Raw genomic sequence first — 16,987 nt, 5'->3', positions numbered from 1 at the left:
AGGCGGAGAATTTTCTCTGCCTCTTTTTTTATAGTTTGCAAATAGCTTTTAACACTTGCAGCAACAAAATTGAAGAGTCGGACTCCATCAGGTTTAGCAAAGGCATTAGGTGATAGGTTGGGTTATTGCCCCCCTGAATATTGACGAACTGATAGTGCATTCCGTTTGTTGTCAAACCCCAGATTGTGTCTTGATACTTTAAATTTTGATAAGCATAGGTTAGCAATTGGGATAAACCCATCAATGCGTTGATTCCAGAATTTTTACTTTCAATCACCAAAACCCAAAAATATGTATCGCTTCTGATAGGTTTTATCCTGTTGACAGCCAAGATATCAAACCGTCCTTTAATGATAGTATCTTCATCTTCAATGCTAATTTCGGCGATGTCTTGTTCTAAACTAATTTTAATCGGGCGGCGGTAGAAGCCAGCTAATCGCATTAGGGGAAAGGTAGTCAGAGCTTTTACCAGTCCTTCAGAAACTCTATCAGTTGAAATGTAGTCATCGAAATCATCCCTAATTTGTATAAGTTCCTCCTTTTCGTGTTCTGTGATATCTTCAAGGGATAACAGAGAGGTAAATGAGTTCGTGTACTGCTTTTGAAAGCCGAACAGACGGTGTACTTCTGCTAATGTTAGGTTTTTGGCATTAATAGTTGTCGTCATATTTTAATAGTTATTTAATTTTTAGTTATAATTATAACATAGACATTGCGGTAGTCAACTTGCACCATTCTTAGGAACAGGCAAGATGCCTGTTCCACAACATATCAAGTTTCTTGTGGGGTATGCCGGAGAGCCGGCCCATATTCTTAGGAACAGGCAAGATGCCTGTTCCACGACATATTAAATTTTTTGTGGGGCGGGCATCTTGCCCGCCCATGAAAGTGACAAATGGGATAACTGCGAACCTAATCTATCCTTTCCATCACAATTCCATCAACTATTTCATAACCCCAATTAGAGTTGCGATTTGCCAACTGCTCGGCCATATCGCATTCGCCTAAATTGCATAGTTCAACTAACTTTTGATATCCTTCATCTCTTGCTCGCTGCAATCTTGACCGCCGCAGTTGTTCCCGAGTTTCCTCAGAAGGATTTGGTCGCTCTTCTCCCAGTGGATTGATTTCGCTAATTCGTTTCATATTTGCTTACTAAAAAGGGATTGATTCGACTATTTCACCGTCTACTATTTCGTAGCCCCAGTCTGGATTTGCAGCGATTTGTTTTTCAACTAGACTTCGGCCGAGAGGAGTTTGGTAAGCTTTTTGCAAAGAGGAAATACTGGGAATTTCGGCGGGAGTTGGCGATGCTGTTTCCGCAGGTTTCGGCAGTGCTGGAATCGGGTCAGATGTGGATTGATTGAGGGCTAATTGCGGCGCGATCGCCCCTAACTTCCGCATTACACTATCCTTGGTGATTTGCGGTTTTTCGTTGAAGGAAGAGGGCAGATATGGTGTGTCAACGCCCTGCTGTTTTGCTTTGAGTGCATCATCGGCAAGCCGATCGCACTTTCGCAGAAATCCCTCCCACAAATCCTTGCCCAAAACCGGGTTTCTCAAATCAGCACGGGCTTTAGAGACTGCTGCTTCCAGCGGTTCGCCTTTGTGCACGTAATACTGAATTCGCTCCTCTTCAAAGGCGGGATAAGGCACTTCCGGCTCGATTTCCCAATCCCGCTGGACTTTCTGACTTTCTCCTAAAGGAATTCCGGCGATAAATTCATCCCAAAAAGTTGAGGTTAAGCCTTTTGTCATGCTGTCAATAATTTTAAATGCCCATCCAGAAGGATTGCCAAATCCTAAATTATGCTCTTGAGCATATGCTTCTAAAGATCGCTGAAACTTGTGCAATTCTTCTTGGGAGTTCCAAGGGCCGCTAAATCGGTAATTTGGGGTGACAGCAACGGCTATTTGCTGGCGGGGTTGCCCAAAATATTTGTCGGTTTTAACTACATGATTTGGGGGTGATGTTTCGCGGAAGATTTCTACAGGGTGATTGTTGTTTTCGCGGCTTGTCTGTGTTATAATTTCTGGCAGATTCGGTGTCCAAAAGTTATTGAGTTTTTCCTCGAAAGCGTCAATGTCCGCCCAGAGTTCTAGGGTGTCGGTGTTGGGATTTGGTAGTTTTTCTTTCAGGAGCGATCGCACTTTGAGCTGCTTTCTCGCTAATTCCTGTTCTTCCTGATTTAAACCCGTTGCTTTTTCTATTTCTGCGCTGTTAGTTTTCACCCATTCGCCGGAGTTGGACTGTTGTGATTGCCATTGCAATAATTGGCAAAGAAAAATACTCGCCACGACTCCGCCGGTGATTTTGGCGAGTTTGGGATAGTAGATGGCGGGGTTTCCTAGATTTCCTAAAAATATTCCTATTTTCATTTTTTATATTCCTAATTCCCTTGAATAGTAGGGTGATTTTCGGCGCACCATACCTCGACTAAACTAGCATTGAAAAACTTAAGATTTTCTTTAAACTCCTGTCTATTCCTGACTGAATGGAGTTTCTAGAGTAAAAACGGGGATCGCTTATTCGATCGCCTGATTGACAGGAATCAGTTAAGCGTAATAATAAATTATTTACTGTACAGCTCCTCCCAAAATGAATCCAGAACGCCAAGAGGCTTATTTGAACTTAATCGAGCGAGTGCTTACCTGTCCCAACGGCCAAGAACCAGAGGTTTTGAGTTCCTGTTCCGATTTAATTGATGCGGGATTTGTGCAAATGCTAATCCAGATATCGGCTTCAATGGCCCGCGAAGGTGACGAAGATACTGCTAATTTTTTAGTGCAACTTGCTCGTTTGCTGGGGAAATCTTTGGGTTTGTCGCCGGATTTGATGCTGGCTGGGTACAGTAGTGGACAGGGGTAGAGAAAAAGTGCGTTAGCGAAGCCCTCGAAGAGGATCGTCTCGTTGTATCATGTTTTGAGAAAAGAGGGCGATTCCCTACCCTTCGGGATAGCTTCGCCTCACCTAATTTTTAAATGCAGCTATGGCTTTACAGTTTATATTCGAGAGGTTCACAAAAATCATCCACCCCAGTTTTAAATACATAAATAATCACCGAAGTCACCAAAATATCAGGGCAAATTTTTGCGGCCACTAAATCTCTAAATGCTGCATTCAATTGTCCGTTTGTCAACTCTTCTTTAACCTCTGATTTGCAGATAGCAACGCGGCATCTTTTAGCCAATCCGTCTAACCAATTTTCCGAGATATTCGGTTCTTGTCCGGCTTGAATTGCTAGAGATATCGCAGCATCTTCGATATTACCTTCGCAATCTTCGATGGCGTCTAGGGCTTTTAGGGCTTCGGGATATTCGGCTAATTGCGAGCGAAATTGGGCAATTTGTTGTGAGGTAATAATCACCATATTATTTTCCTGGGTTCTCTGTTGGTGGGATAACTTTAGCAATTAAAGTGGATATTATAGCATTTTTTGATTGAGATGGGAATTGGGCGATCGAACTTAATTACATTTTCAACTAATATTTTGCACTTCGCAATGGTCGGGCTGGGGCTTAAGCCCTGGTATTAAAGCTTAAGTCCAGGCTATGAGGAGTGATGTTAAAATTAACAAAATGCGGCGCTAAAATAAGTTTGCAGGACTCATATTTTTAGGGAGTTAGGAAAAATGACAACCATTACTTTAAACTTAGATACTGTCGAACTAACAGACGAACAGTTTTACCGTTTATGCCAGATGAATCGAGATTGGCAATTTGAACGGACACCTAAAGGAGAAATCATTATTATGTCCCCCGTAGGCGGAGTCAGCGGCAATCGAAAAGCCTATTTAATTACAGATTTGGGCTTGTGGAACCGTAAAACGCAGCTAGGGAGAGTGTTTAGTTCTTCTACAATTTTTCGCTTGCCTAATAATGGCTATCGAGCTCCAGACGTGGCTTGGGTTAGCTTAGAAAGATGGTCTGCTTTAACAGCAGAAGAACAAGAGAAATTTCCGCCGATTTGTCCTGATTTTGTCATAGAATTGCGATCGCGCCCAGACCCCCTGCGGCCGCTTCAGGAGAAAATGCAGGAGTATCTAAACAGTGGTTTACGCTTGGGTTGGTTAATTAATCCTCTAGACGAAAAAGTGGAGATTTATCGCCCTTCTCGCGAAGTAGAGATTGTACAATTTCCTGTGAGTTTATCGGGAGAAGATGTCTTGCCCGGATTTGTGCTTAATTTGCCGATGATTTGATATTGCATCAAATTTTTCCTGTTTCCAACTCTATTTTCTTCGGACAAATATCATCATCGTACCAACCAGTCAAAGCCACCGCCAAAGCATCCGCCGCATCGTCGGGTTTCGGAATATAACCCAACTCCAACTCCCGCGCCACGGCCTCTTGCACTTCAGATTTATCCGCATTACCGCGGCCGGTCAAAGCTTGCTTAATTTGAGCCGGCGTAAACTCGAACAGCGGCACTCCACACTGCGCCAATACTAGCGTCAAAACGCCCCGCGCTTGCGCTACAAGTATGGTATTTCCCATCTTGTAAAAAAACAGTTTTTCGGCAATTGCTATATCAGGTTTAATCTGTTCAATTACCTCGTGCAAATCGTCGTAAATTGTTTTCAAGCGCTGTCCCATTTCCTGTTTTGGCGTTGTTTGTATGACGCCGCAATCAATCATGGAAACGCTGTTTTTATCTTGTTTGCCGGGGACAATTTGACAGGAAATTGCCCCGTAGCCAAGATTTGCTAAGCCCGGATCTAATCCTAAAATTCGTTTTTCCATTGCCAGAATTAGTAATTGGGAATGGGAATTAGGTATGAAAATTTGGGAAGGTTTCATCACCACCAATTACCCATTACCAATTACCAATTACCAATTACCCCTCAGTTGTTTCTAGGCCGAATACCCGATCGAACACTTTAGTCACTTTATACCCCGAATCTATTGATTCTAGCGGGTCTTTCCGCAACCGGTGCCGCAAACACAGAGTCATCACCCGGCGAATATCGTCCACAGTCACCTCCGTGCGGCATTCCAAAGCCGTGAAAGCTTTCGCAGCCCGATTCGTCACCAAATCGCCCCGCAGCCCGTCTACGTCCAATTCCGCGCAAACTTGGGAGATTTTTACCCGCAACTCTCGATCGATAGTTACCGATTTCAACCTTTCCTGAGCTTCCACCAACTTCTGCTGCATATCATCTTGTTCGTGCTGATATTTCGCGAGAAACTCCGGCGGATTTTGGTCAAAACTCGATCGCTGTTCGACAATTTCCACTCTTAAATTCGGGTCTTTTACAGTCCGAATTTCTGCGTGCATCCCGAATCTGTCGAGCAACTGCGGCCGCAATTCTCCTTCTTCTGGATTCCCGGAACCGATTAAAATAAACTTAGCCGGGTGGCGGATCGAAATGCCTTCTCTTTCAACAGTATTCCAACCGCTGGCGGCGGAGTCGAGCAAAACATCGACTAAATGATCGTCGAGCAAATTGACTTCATCAACGTACAGAATGCCGCGGTTAGCTTTAGCTAAAAGACCGGGTTCAAAAGCTTTAACACCTTCCGACAAAGCTTTCTCGATGTCGATCGTACCGCAAACTCGGTCTTCGGTCGCGCCCAAAGGTAAATCTACCATTTGAACTTTTTTGCGGGCGATTTTAATGTCCGTTTGAGATAAAGTGCGATCGCGCACCTCATCACTCATCAAATCTGGATCGCTGGGATGACTGTTAAAAGGATCGTCAGCCACCACCTCAATTTCCGGCAGCAAATCAGTGAGGGCGCGGATTGTGGTAGATTTGCCAGTACCTCGATCGCCCATAATCATCACCCCGCCAATTTTGGGATCGATGACATTCAACAGCAGCGCCAGTTTCATCTCCTCCTGGCCAACAATTGCAGTGAAGGGAAAAACAGCGCGGCGGGCTGCGGTAGCGGTAACGGTTGGTAGGGCGCCCGCATTTAGGGTATTGCTGACTTCGGCAGTAGGACTCACAGGATAACTCAAAATATAATAATTGCTTGTTTATTGTAGGGGATAAGGGATTGTCTGGGGCGATTCCCTTCGGGATAGCTTCGCACGCGCGTACTTGTAGGGTGCACGCGAAGCACAAAGCCGCTTCAACATCCAAGCGCAACTAAGCTTTTCTGTATTTGCATAGCATCTTTGGGCGGGCTCTCCTGCCCAACCCCTACTCCCCACAAGAGTTTTAAGCAAAATCACCAGTAAATTAAATGCGGGTAGATTGCAAATTTTGGGCGATCGGCAACCCTAATGTAAACTTATGTAACGATTCACCGCGCTTCGCATAAAAACCTCAACTTCCCCCAGATAGATAATTAAGAGCATTTTCAACCAACTATTTTTCAGGGGTAGTATGACTGAACTTAACATCGGGGCATTGACTGGCAGCACAAGCTACACAGGTAGTGTTGACACTACAAATATTTTTGACCTTTACAAATTTAACATCAACAGTCCGGGAAGTTTCCAATTGTCGATCGACAGTTTGAGCGGGAATGCCGACGTATTTTTGTTAAACTCTAGTGGCGCAACACTTTACAGTTCCACCAACGCGGGAACCAGTGCAGAAACAATTAGTGTTGACAGCTTACTAGCCGGAGACTATTCAGTCAAAGTTTTGCAAATCAGTGGCGACATCAAATACACGCTGAATTTAGCACCAACTAGCACTCAAAAATCATCCGACGCAGACACCCTCACCGGTGCACAATCAGATTCTCTACTTCCCTCAAACAGCGCCGAAACTTCGGAAAAACCCACTGCAAACATAGATGTAATTACAGGAACTCCTGTTGATGAAAAGACTGTCACCGCAGAAACAACATCAACAACTACCGACAAACCAGTCACTACCGACTCCGAAACAACTCTCACGTCTGAACCAGAAAAACCTTTAGCAACGACTGAATCTGCGGCAGAAACATCAACAACTACCGAAAAATCAGTCACTACAGACTCCGAAACAACTCTCACGTCTGAACCAGAAAAACCTGTAGCAACGACTGAATCTGCCACAGAAACATCAACAACTACCGACAAACCAGTCACTACAGACTCCGAAACAAATCTCACGTCTGAACCAGAAAAACCTGTAGCAACGACTGAATCTGCCACAGAAACATCAACAACTCCCGACAAACCAGTCACTACCGACTCCGAAACAACTCTCACATCTGAACCAGAAAAACCTGTAGCAACAAGTGAATCTGCTAGCGAAGAACTGCCAAATGAAGAGACTACATCAGCGGGGGAAATCGCACCAGACAAACCACCAACCGATTCAGCAATTTCAACCGCCGAAGAACCCAGCGAAACTGCTGCCACCAACAATCCAAATAGCACAGCAGCAGCCAAAACAGATGCAGTTGCAGTCGAAACTGTTGCCACTCAAGAACCAAAAACAGGCGAGACTGTAGTTACTATTTCCCCAGATGTCAGCAAGCCAGGGGACGAAACAAATACTGACACCAGCGACGGGGAAGAAACAGAGAAAGAGAATTCAACTACTACCGTAGCAACAACTGAAACCCAAAAAGAACCAGAACCGACTACGGACAAAAAGTTAATTTCTCCCTTTACATCGGGGGTATTTACTACCGATGAAACTGGTCGAATCAGTGTAGACTACACATTTGATGGTGGGAGTTTCCAAGGTGAGTTAGCTATTTTCAGCTTAGACGATTTAGACAAATTTGAACCCGGTTCGGAAGCATTCATTAAAGAAGTAGCTGCGCGTTCTTTAAGTAACTCGGTGAAAGGTCATGTAGTGATTAATGATGCTACAGAAGGTGCACGGTTTTCCGGTTTCTTAGGAGAGAATAATGCCAACGAAGGAGTCTACCTAGGAGTCAAAAGTTTTGCCGTAACTGCTGGGGGTAAATATGGGGTGATGTTGGTACCCAACGGTAGTGTCAAGTCTGTGTATGATAATCCGACTGTTGGCGGCGCTCAACGTCCTTTATTTTCTATGGCAATGGCGAATCCTGTGGAGGGATTTCACTTTGGTCAAATTGCGGATGTCACGGGAGAAGGCAATACCTTTGTTATGGAGGATATGCGGTTAGATTCGGGGACTGACAGGGATTACAATGATATCATTTTCCAAGTGCGGGGTGCGACGGCAACAACTGCTTTAGTGGATAGTGTGATTAACCCCGATAAAGAGTGGCGGAAAACTGATTTGGGCAAGGCACTTATTGCTTATGCGAAACCTTACATTACCCCGGAAGCAAAACCAAATGTAGATGCTGAATTATCAGATTTACTGGATGATTTAGAAACGGAAATTCTGAATCCATCAACTTCAGATATAGAGACTCCAAAAACTCCAGCGCCTGCCACTACTACCGACGAAGATACTACTGATGCAGCCCAAGTTGAAACAACGGATCAGGTAGATACAAAGCCTACTACTCCAGCGGTGACGACTGAGGAAGAAGTCAAAGATACTGCGAATAATTCTGGTGATTCGACTCAGGTTGAAACAACCGACAAAGTAGATACAAAGCCTACTACTCCATCGGTGACGGCTGAGGAAGAAGTCAAAGATACTGCGAATAATTCTGGTGATTCGACTCAGGTTGAAACAACCGACAAAGTAGATACAAAGCCTACTACTCCATCGGTGACGGCTGAGGAAGAAGTTAAAGATACTGCGAATAATTCTGGTGATTCGACTCAGGTTGAAACAACCGACAAAGTAGATACAAAGCCGACAACAGATGCGACAACTACACCAACTGCTGGCAAAGATACTGTGGCGGATTATACGGGAAAATTACCAGTTGAAAAAACGCCTATTCCCGTAGCGACAACTGAGGTAAAAGACCAAGTTACCGAAGCACCAGCAACGCCCATTTTGCCCGCAAAATTTACTGTTGAGACAGAAGTTGCTGCAACGACACCAACGGAGAAACTAGAAACACAACCCGAAGAATTGCCAGGAGAAATTCAGGCAGAGGTAGAAACAAAAGCCGAAATTTTGCCAGTAGGAACTCAGAGTAATGTAGAAACAAAACCGGAAGTTTTGCCAGCGGTAGTAATTCAGGCAGAGATAGAAATTAAACCGGAAGTTTTGCCAGCCGTAATTCAGCCAAAAACAGAAACAAAAGCGGAAGTTTTGCCAGCGGAAAGTCTGACCGGGGTAGAAACAAAACCGGAAGTTTTGCCAGCGGAAAACCCGGCAAAAGAGGAATCGAAGCAGGCTTTAGTAACTGAGGGAGAGAAAACTGAAACTACTAAAGTTGTTGTAGCCGCAAATCCTGTAGAGTCGGTGAAGGAAAGTCAGCCAACGGCGGTTGAGAGTAAAGAAACTACAGAATTTAAGCCGTCATTACCGTTGAAACAGACAGATTTGGAAAGTATGCCAGTGACGACTGCTAACAAGAGTGAAGAGTCGCAGACGAAGGAAATAATTGCCGAGACTCCGGCTGTTAGTGATGTGGTGATTCCAAAAGAGTCTTTGCCGAGTTTGCCGATAGTTGATGAATCAACTGAGGATGATTTCGCTACTGTTGAAAATCCCCAACCATCTATTGATGTTTTTCCCACGGGTTCTGAAGTAGATTATTCTATTTCCGCCAATTTGATAGCGCGATTGGAAAGCATGAAACAAAGTTTGACTAACTTGGGAAGTGCCGACGATCCGGGTGGGAATAGCAGCAACGAGACTTTGATTGCCCGTTTGGAAAGCGTGACTCAAAAGTTGATGACTTTCAATGAATCAACTACTGTTTCCGATAAGATTGTGGCTTTAGTCGATCGCCTGGAAGAGACGGTCGATCGACTAACCATACCGCCCATCCAGCCACCATTACCGTCGATTGAGACAGCACAATTCGATTTTTCTGCTGCCGATCAGCCGATAATCGGAGTCATTGACACGGGATTTGCTGGCAACAATCCTGATATTGACTACTCGCGAATTACTTGGGGACAAGACAGGGTAGATGGCGATGCTGACTCCAGATTGGAACCTGGTCAAGGCAACGAACACGGCACTCATGTTTTAGGAATTATTGCCGCCACTCAAAACAACGGTGTTGGTATTGACGGCATTAATGAAAAAGCACCTATTTGGGCTGGAAGGGCGATCGGTTCTGGAAAATGGGCAGATTCATTAGTTGAATATGTTGATTTTGTCAAAGCTTCCGGGAAAAAGAATGCAGTCATTAATTTGAGTATGGATCTTACTCAAGTTAATCTCGATGGTACGACAACAACTCGCTATGAATTTACGCCGGAGGAAAGGAGCGCGATCGAATATGCTCGTCAAAATGGAGTAATGATGGTAGTCGCGGCTGGAAATGACGGTGGCGTCATGTCTGCCTTGGGTCAAGCTTCCCAAGAATTTGACAATATTATTACTGTCGGTGCGGCCGATCGGGTTAATGATGAAATTGCACTTTCTAAAGCTTACGATCGCACAAATTATTCCAGCTACGGTCAAGGTTTAGATATCGTGGCCCCTGGAGGAACTGTTCAGCATCCAGAGTTATCCACAGTGGGTGATGGTGTCGGGACAATGGCCGGGACTTCGGTGGCGACTGCGAAAGTCACGGGTGCTGTTTCGCAAGTTTGGGCGGCGAATCCTAGTTTGAGTTATCGCCAAGTAATTCAAATCATCAAGGATACAGCTACTGATTTAAAGACTCCCAATTGGGATAGCGCGACGGGTGCTGGAGTGGTAAATTTAGAAGCTGCTGTCGCTTTGGCTCTAGCTACGATACCGCAAGAGTATGACGTATCAGCAATGTTAGTTCCTGAAACATGGAGTGGTGAAGGGAAGGTAACACCTAGCGAACGAGCGGCGGCTAGTCCCTTCTGGCCCACTGTCGAATCAGCCAACTTTTCTGCTTGGGTGATGCCGACTAATGGTGCAAATGTACGATCGGGCCCCGGAACTAATTTTGCGATCGTGAGTGTCTCTCCTTATCAAGCAACTATCCAATTTGACGGCTGGACTTATGGGGAGCGCATTCCTGACGAGCAACTAGGAACACCCGATGAGCGGTGGTATCGGATCGCAGGTACAAATAACTGGATGGCAAGTGCAGTTGTTTTCGGGAATGCACCCGGATCTACCCCGCTACCACCTGTTCAAGCGCAGCCACAACCTCTCCCCCCTGCCCTTTTACCCGGACAAGGAAAAGTGCCAGCTAATGCAGGCTCGTTTATAAAGACAGTAGTCAGCAATCAAGTAACCACTCACTACTACCAGAACGGATATTTGATGGTGCAGCCAAATGGGCAGCAAAGTTGGTACGCTTTGGGTTCGAGTGCGTTGCCATTGCTGCCAGTTCCGGTTCCAAAGCCCGTTACAGTATTGCCGTCGCCTCACGGCAGCACAGGGGGGTGGCAAGTGCAATTTTGGAATAACAAAAATCTCTCAGGTAATCCAACTTTTACTCGCGCCGAACCGCCGGGACAATTGCGATTTTCTGCTGGGGGAGTTCCATCTGGAACTGTTGGAATTCCTGCTGATGGCTTTTCAGCCCGCTGGGAAACCACTAGCAATTTTGAAGGCGGTTTTTATAACTTCATCAGTCAGGCAGATGATGGCGTGAGAGTTTACATTGATGGTGTCAAGGTTGTTGACAAGTGGAAAGACCAAGCTGCTGCTCGCAATGATGCTTTTGTCGCCGTACCGAAGGGTCAACATAAGGTAGTTGTCGAATACTTTGAAAATGCTGGAAATGCAGTTAATAACCTGCGGTGGGAAGCGTCAAATCTTCTAAAAAACTGGACAGGTGAATTGCGCCCGGTCGGTTATGATGGCGGAGCCGTTCACGACACTTATCTCAACAGCTATCAGCGCAATGGGGGCATTTCCAAACTTGGCTATCCGATTAATAAAGTCCATCCTTGGGGCCAAGGCTACACTCAAGATTTTGAGGGAGGCTCTGACGGCAAAGGCGCGATTATGAAGTCAAACGCCAACGATAATTCTTACTGGGTTGGCAACGATTTCTGGACAACCCTTTTAGCAACTGGCGGTGCTGACGGTATTTTAAAATATCCGACTTCCGATCGTTACTTCACTAAGTCTGGTCAACGACAAAATTTCCAAGGGGGTGCCGTTCTCAAGTCTAAAAACGGAACCTTCCCTATCTTTGGCGGGATGGCTGGGAAATATTTCGAGCTAGGAGCAGAAAACAGCTTTCTGGGATTCCCGACTAGCGGTGAAATAGGTCTGGGTGACGGTTGGATTATTCAGAATTTTGAGGGAGGTTACATTCTTTATAAAGAAGGAATGCCAACCATTGCTTACAATACTAAGGCAATAGAAAGCTGGCCACCAGATAGCGGTCATGGTAGCACTTCGGACTGGCACGGTCAGTATTGGAACAATAAGAATTTAGTTGGTTCTCCGCAGTGGTCGCAATACGAACAAAAAGGTGAATTGCGGTTCGCGGCTGGTGAAGGGGGGCCGCCCAATACCAGAGGAATTAAAGAAGATAATTTCGGGGCGCGTTGGATTACCACTAGCTATTTTGACGGTGGCATCTACAACTTTATCAATCAAGCTGATGATGGAGTACGGGTTTATGTGGACGGCAAACTGACTATTGACAAATGGAAAGACTCGGCGTTTGAAAAGAAAACAGCTTTTGCAGCTATTGAGCCTGGATACCATCAGGTCATGGTGGAGTATTTTGAGAATGGTTCTGCGGCCGCTAATACGCTGAAGTGGGAACAAGCAAATCCTCCAAAAGAATGGGCGGGCGAGTTCTTCCGAGGGCAAGATTTGAATGATAAAAACTTTGCTGGAAATCGCGGTGGCGGAACGAGTTTCTTAGATAAGGATTGGGGAAATAGCCATGAAGCGGGCGTGCCCATTGGTGACGACGATTTTTCAGATCGGTGGTCAACAACTCGCTATTTCGATTCGCCTGGAGTGTACAAATTTACCAGCCAAGCCGATGATGGCGTCCGCGTTTGGGTGGATGATAAGCTGGTCATTGATAAGTGGGGCAACCAACCATTTGTTAGCAATGAGGTGCTAATTTCGCTGGATAAAGGTCATCACAGAATTCGAGTCGAGCATTTTGAAAATGCTGGGATTGCAGCGAATAAGCTGAGCTGGCAGAAGTTACGATTTTTGCCAATACTCGGCCCAGGTGTCATCGGTTTAGTTCAACAGGAACCTTGGGTGGCTGAGTATTTCAATAATCGAGATTTGAGTGGGGCACCTGTTGTAACTCGCGCGGATCGTTCTGCTACCCCAGGATTGAGTTTAAACTGGGGTGAGGGCAGCCCTGACAGCCGAATTCAAAGGGATAATTTCTCATCGCGACTGACAACTCACCGACAATTGCCTGCTGGCACTTATAAGTTTAAGTTGCAAGCTGATGACGGGGCGCGATTGTATATTAATGGTGAAAAGGTTATTGACCGCTGGAACAATCCGCCTTTTAACGGTCACGAAGTAGAAATTACTCTCCCGGCTGGACTGCATACGCTGCAAGTCGAACACTCGGAAGATGTCGCACCAGCTTATCTGAATTTAGATTGGGATTACTCTCCTAATAGCCTTAATTACCCGATCGATCCTGCTTTGCAGTCTGCCTACAATAGTTTGGCAACTCAGTTAGGTACAAGCGCGATTGGAGTTGCGATTACTCAGTTACCGCCGAATCCTTTGAGTAATAAAATTCAGGAATTCCGAGGTACTTTGGGGCGGGGAGCATTGTTGAAAAAAGCGGGAAGTTCCACTGTTAGCTATGTGTTCGGCAAGTTGTGGGAGGCTTATCAAAAAGCTGGTGGTTCTAATGCTTTGGGTTATCCTTTGTCTTCTCAAAAGGATTTGGGCAATGGCGCTTATGAGCTGGATTTGCCAAATGGGAAGCTGTTCTGGGCACCGGGAATGACGAATCCCACTTACTACGAATATTTCAACAACCGTTTGACTATTCCTGCTGATAGTTGGCGGGGTGAATATTTCAATAATCGGGATTGGGCAGGAAGTCCTGCTATGGTTCGCGGTGATAGTCCTTCAGCTAGTAATTTGCATAAAGAATGGGTGCTTGGTAGCCCTGGGCCTGGGGTGCAAGCTGATAATTTCTCCGTGCGCTGGACGACGAATCGACCGTTTGACAGAGGAACCTATCGCTTTGTTGGCAACCACGATGACGGTTTTAAGGTAGAAGTAAATGGTCAGGTTCCCATTGACAAGATGATAGAAGTTGCAACACAGACAACTGGCTATGGAACTTTTACTCAGCCCGGTCAATATCCAGTGGAATTAAAATATCGGGAGTATGGTGGCGGTGCAACGGCTCAACTTCGCATGGAGAAAGCTTCTGATTTTGTTGTCGGTCTTGAAGCTAACAATAACCAGAGCATAGAATTGCCTGATGTTTTTAATAAACATGGTGGCTATGACCGAGTTGGTGTACCGACTAATAACGTTCATTTGTGGGGCAATGGTTATGTCCAAGACTTTGATGGCGGGGCGAATGGTTGGGGCATTCTGATGCGCCGTCACAATACGACGGTCTTCTATTATGTTTCTGGCAAAATTTGGGAAGCTTATCGTAACACGGACAACGGTGCCCCCGGTTGGTTAGGTTATCCCACTAGCGATCCTTTTCAGGAAGGAGGAGTTACTCGTCAAAACTTTGAAGGGGGTCACATTACTTTCAATGGTCAAACAGCAACAGTCCACCGTCCTGCTCCGCCTGTGCAGTCACAACCCGATCCAGGTGTAGGTGGAGGTGGAAAATATTATCCTGAGTTGTCTTCTTTCAGTGACAATAAATGGGATATACAAAGCGGAGATGATAATCAGTTCCGCTCAGATTCGCCATTTGGTGGCGGAGATCAACGCTGGAAAACAGATGATGCAGTCAGACAAGTTTATACCGATCTTTCCAACGATGTTTTTGGGTATCGCGTTCCCATGACCACAGGTTATGCCTATGACCAAAGCTATTACTCAAGTAATGGAACTTGGCACGCAGGGCTTGATATGGGCGCAAGTAATGGGGCTACAATTAAAGCTGCCATTGGAGGAACAGTTGAGTGGATTAGTGGCTCAGGCGATGGCTACGTTTTTGTAGGAATTAACTCTGATGATGGTCGTCAATGGGTTTATGGTCATTTGAAATCTTCAAGTGGTTTATGGCGGGGTAAACGAATCAATGCTGGTGAAACTGTGGGTTTAGTAGGCTGGTACGGTGGTGCGCCACATTTACATCTTGAAGTCGAAAACGGTTTTGCTTATGGCGGTACACAAGGAGCTATGACAAACCGAGGCATATTACTAGGTGTTACTGTAAGCCCACTTATGGCTTATTGGCAGTGGCGAAACCGATAGTAATGTATTCACAACTAAGTTTGGATTTAGGCCGATCGCACTTCCTCCTTTACCTAAAAGAGCGATCGCCCTTTGCCCAAACAAAAGAAACCGGGTTTTTCAGATCGCCTTTGCCTATACACCGATATCTTGTGCAAAAACCCGGTTTCTGAACCCCCAAGCGATCGTCCTTGTCGGATAAAAAGAGCGATCGCTTTTTTGCCACAAATGCGATCGCCCTTTACTCCTTTTTCTCAACCAAGGGCAATCGCTACCAATTAATTACCGTTAAAATAGTTACCTTTGCGAACTCTCGATCGGCCGTCACCAAACTTGCTGAATTTTGGATTGCCATTGCTGCAATAACCGCATCCGGTAGTTTCAAGCGATGTTGCTGGCGAATTTCAATGATTTTCTCAATCAAAACAGCATCCATCGCCACTAAACCAAGAACCTCCACTCGTTGCAGAAACTGCTCAAAAATCTGACGATCGTCTTGAGTCAACCCCGGAAATACCAGAAACTCAATTTTGCTAATAACTGAAACTCCGATCCAATCCGCATCTTTAAGTAATTCAATGAGTTGAATATTCCCTTGAAGCAAAGCAACGATCGCATTCGTATCCAACACATAGCGATTACCACTCATCGCGTAGATTCCTCTGCATTGTTACTGCATCTCCCTGCCAAGTTAATCGCCCCACCAAATCAGAGAAATCATAGCTAGGTTTCTGCTTCTCCTCTGATGAAACCGGATTCAAAACAACTAAAATTTCCCGTTCTTTTAGCAATCGTAACCCAGCCAGAATAACTTCAGAAGCAGATGAGTACCTACCGTTTTTGACTGTTGATTGAACAAACTGCTCTAGTTCAGGAGTTAAGGATATATTCATGATGTTGAGTCACCTATTTGAGTCAACTACTACCCCATAATAACAAAAATTATCAAATTTTGTTATTTAATATTTTTTGCGATGGGAAGATTTGGCGATATCCTTGCTTGTAAGTGCAGATTAGCGATCGCCCTTAGTTCCTCTTTCTCAAAAAAGAGCGATCGCCCTTTTGGAATTTGTCACAAAGTGCGATCGCCCTTTCTTGCTTTTTCTCAACCAAAGGCGATCGACCTTTTGGAATTAGTCAAAAAGTGCGATCGCCCCTTTGGAATAAGTCAAAAAGGGCGATCGCCCTTTCTTGCTTTTTCTCAACCAAGCGCGATCGCCCTTTTGGAATTTGTCAACAAGTGCGATCGCTCTTTTTGATATGGAAAAGTCGATATCTCTTTTGTTCTGAGTCAAAAAGGGCGATCGACTTTTATTTAAGCTGCCACGATTGCCGGACTCGGAGGCACTAAATCTTCTTCTTGGCAATACTCAAGGTAGCTGGAGATCGCTTCTTTAGCATTGGCGATCGCTTCTTCATAAGTTTTCCCATAAGTACAGGGCTGCATTGCAATTGTTGCAAACTCTGGCAGTGTTACCAAATACAGTCCATCCTTTTGTGGCCATTGAATTAATAAACTATAGCGGTAATTCATTCCTCTGATTCCTCTGCTGAAGAATCGTTTCTAACTCTTGAATTGCTTTTTTTAACAATTTCTCCAAATACAATGGTGTATCCTCAACACAAGAAGAGATTTTAGGATCTGCCGTGGCGCTAGTGTGGGTGGCGGTGTGGCATTTCTGGGGGTGGCCGCGCGAAGTAGAAATTGC

The 16,987-nt window shown here is 45.2% G+C and carries 14 protein-coding genes; 4 read left to right on the top strand and 10 right to left on the bottom strand.

The features are described from left to right. Positions 1 to 28: 28 nt before the first annotated feature. The 3 genes from QUB20_RS11620 to QUB20_RS11610 all read right to left on the bottom strand — a co-directional run bounded on the left by QUB20_RS11620 (position 29) and on the right by QUB20_RS11610 (position 2,379). Complete coding sequence (locus QUB20_RS11620; RefSeq protein ID WP_333246230.1) at positions 29 to 667, bottom strand: restriction endonuclease subunit R; 639 nt, start codon at positions 665 to 667, stop codon at positions 29 to 31. Positions 668 to 912: 245 nt separating this feature from the next. Next, positions 913 to 1,146: a hypothetical protein gene (locus QUB20_RS11615; protein ID WP_333246228.1), complete on the bottom strand. Its 234-nt coding sequence runs from the start codon at positions 1,144 to 1,146 to the stop codon at positions 913 to 915. A gap of 9 nt (positions 1,147 to 1,155) precedes the next feature. Beyond that, on the bottom strand, positions 1,156 to 2,379 hold the full coding sequence (locus QUB20_RS11610; RefSeq protein ID WP_333246226.1) for a hypothetical protein: 1,224 nt from the start codon (positions 2,377 to 2,379) through the stop codon (positions 1,156 to 1,158). A 220-nt stretch (positions 2,380 to 2,599) separates the two neighbouring features. On the opposite strand from QUB20_RS11610, the gene QUB20_RS11605 reads away from it, so the two are divergent. Continuing rightward, positions 2,600 to 2,869 carry a hypothetical protein gene (locus QUB20_RS11605; RefSeq protein WP_333138436.1) on the top strand — a complete coding sequence of 90 codons (270 nt, stop codon included), beginning with the start codon at positions 2,600 to 2,602 and terminating at the stop codon, positions 2,867 to 2,869. A gap of 127 nt (positions 2,870 to 2,996) precedes the next feature. Here the strand turns inward: QUB20_RS11605 and QUB20_RS11600 are convergent, their stop codons facing one another. Beyond that, positions 2,997 to 3,371, bottom strand: coding sequence for a hypothetical protein (locus tag QUB20_RS11600; protein ID WP_333138433.1), 375 nt, complete (start codon positions 3,369 to 3,371; stop codon positions 2,997 to 2,999). Positions 3,372 to 3,632: 261 nt separating this feature from the next. On the opposite strand from QUB20_RS11600, the gene QUB20_RS11595 reads away from it, so the two are divergent. Next, positions 3,633 to 4,202 (top strand): Uma2 family endonuclease, encoded by a 570-nt coding sequence (locus tag QUB20_RS11595; protein ID WP_333246224.1) that lies wholly within the window; start codon positions 3,633 to 3,635, stop codon positions 4,200 to 4,202. A 7-nt stretch (positions 4,203 to 4,209) separates the two neighbouring features. Here the strand turns inward: QUB20_RS11595 and ruvC are convergent, their stop codons facing one another. Together ruvC and bchI are read right to left on the bottom strand one after the other, a co-directional pair. Continuing rightward, positions 4,210 to 4,743: a crossover junction endodeoxyribonuclease RuvC gene (ruvC, locus tag QUB20_RS11590; RefSeq protein WP_333246280.1), complete on the bottom strand. Its 534-nt coding sequence runs from the start codon at positions 4,741 to 4,743 to the stop codon at positions 4,210 to 4,212. Positions 4,744 to 4,837: 94 nt separating this feature from the next. Continuing rightward, the gene (bchI, locus tag QUB20_RS11585) at positions 4,838 to 5,953 is read right to left on the bottom strand and encodes a magnesium chelatase ATPase subunit I (protein ID WP_333237961.1); all 1,116 of its coding nucleotides are present in this window, start codon (positions 5,951 to 5,953) and stop codon (positions 4,838 to 4,840) included. Between the two features lie 382 nt (positions 5,954 to 6,335). Between bchI and QUB20_RS11580 the strand changes: the two genes are divergently transcribed. Then, a complete protein-coding gene (locus QUB20_RS11580; RefSeq protein WP_333246221.1) occupies positions 6,336 to 15,299 on the top strand; it encodes a PA14 domain-containing protein in 8,964 nt (2,987 codons plus the stop codon). A 250-nt stretch (positions 15,300 to 15,549) separates the two neighbouring features. Here QUB20_RS11580 and QUB20_RS11575 read toward each other — a convergent pair whose 3' ends face one another. Together QUB20_RS11575 and QUB20_RS11570 are read right to left on the bottom strand one after the other, a co-directional pair. Continuing rightward, positions 15,550 to 15,927 (bottom strand): type II toxin-antitoxin system VapC family toxin, encoded by a 378-nt coding sequence (locus QUB20_RS11575; protein ID WP_333246219.1) that lies wholly within the window; start codon positions 15,925 to 15,927, stop codon positions 15,550 to 15,552. Next, on the bottom strand, positions 15,917 to 16,171 hold the full coding sequence (locus QUB20_RS11570) for a type II toxin-antitoxin system ParD family antitoxin (protein WP_333246217.1): 255 nt from the start codon (positions 16,169 to 16,171) through the stop codon (positions 15,917 to 15,919). Before QUB20_RS11570 ends, QUB20_RS11575 begins: the two co-directional genes overlap by 11 nt. Before the next feature lie 81 nt (positions 16,172 to 16,252). Between QUB20_RS11570 and QUB20_RS11565 the strand changes: the two genes are divergently transcribed. Next, positions 16,253 to 16,537 carry a hypothetical protein gene (locus QUB20_RS11565; RefSeq protein ID WP_333246215.1) on the top strand — a complete coding sequence of 95 codons (285 nt, stop codon included), beginning with the start codon at positions 16,253 to 16,255 and terminating at the stop codon, positions 16,535 to 16,537. A 56-nt stretch (positions 16,538 to 16,593) separates the two neighbouring features. Here QUB20_RS11565 and QUB20_RS11560 read toward each other — a convergent pair whose 3' ends face one another. Both QUB20_RS11560 and QUB20_RS11555 read right to left on the bottom strand, forming a co-directional pair. Continuing rightward, on the bottom strand, positions 16,594 to 16,812 hold the full coding sequence (locus tag QUB20_RS11560; protein ID WP_333246213.1) for a type II toxin-antitoxin system HicB family antitoxin: 219 nt from the start codon (positions 16,810 to 16,812) through the stop codon (positions 16,594 to 16,596). Further along, positions 16,796 to 16,987, bottom strand: a 192-nt coding sequence (locus QUB20_RS11555; RefSeq protein ID WP_333246211.1) for a hypothetical protein, incomplete at its 5' end; no start/stop codon positions are given. The genes QUB20_RS11555 and QUB20_RS11560, both read right to left, overlap by 17 nt.

Source organism: Microcoleus sp. B4-C2 (genome assembly GCF_036705265.1).
Taxonomy (GTDB): Bacteria; Cyanobacteriota; Cyanobacteriia; order Cyanobacteriales; family Microcoleaceae; genus Microcoleus.
Note: the sequence above shows the minus strand (reverse complement) of the source record. Positions and strands in the feature narration are given on the sequence as shown.

Bases quoted from the DNA above. Each gene is read 5' to 3' on its own strand.
- QUB20_RS11620 (WP_333246230.1), bottom strand. From the start codon at position 667: ATGACGACAACTATTAATGCCAAAAACCTAACATTAGCAGAAGTACAC.
- QUB20_RS11615 (WP_333246228.1), bottom strand. From the start codon at position 1,146: ATGAAACGAATTAGCGAAATCAATCCACTGGGAGAAGAGCGACCAAAT.
- QUB20_RS11610 (WP_333246226.1), bottom strand. From the start codon at position 2,379: ATGAAAATAGGAATATTTTTAGGAAATCTAGGAAACCCCGCCATCTAC.
- QUB20_RS11605 (WP_333138436.1), top strand. From the start codon at position 2,600: ATGAATCCAGAACGCCAAGAGGCTTATTTGAACTTAATCGAGCGAGTG.
- QUB20_RS11600 (WP_333138433.1), bottom strand. From the start codon at position 3,371: ATGGTGATTATTACCTCACAACAAATTGCCCAATTTCGCTCGCAATTA.
- QUB20_RS11595 (WP_333246224.1), top strand. From the start codon at position 3,633: ATGACAACCATTACTTTAAACTTAGATACTGTCGAACTAACAGACGAA.
- ruvC (WP_333246280.1), bottom strand. From the start codon at position 4,743: ATGGAAAAACGAATTTTAGGATTAGATCCGGGCTTAGCAAATCTTGGC.
- QUB20_RS11580 (WP_333246221.1), top strand. From the start codon at position 6,336: ATGACTGAACTTAACATCGGGGCATTGACTGGCAGCACAAGCTACACA.
- QUB20_RS11575 (WP_333246219.1), bottom strand. From the start codon at position 15,927: ATGAGTGGTAATCGCTATGTGTTGGATACGAATGCGATCGTTGCTTTG.
- QUB20_RS11570 (WP_333246217.1), bottom strand. From the start codon at position 16,171: ATGAATATATCCTTAACTCCTGAACTAGAGCAGTTTGTTCAATCAACA.
- QUB20_RS11565 (WP_333246215.1), top strand. From the start codon at position 16,253: ATGGGAAGATTTGGCGATATCCTTGCTTGTAAGTGCAGATTAGCGATC.
- QUB20_RS11560 (WP_333246213.1), bottom strand. From the start codon at position 16,812: ATGAATTACCGCTATAGTTTATTAATTCAATGGCCACAAAAGGATGGA.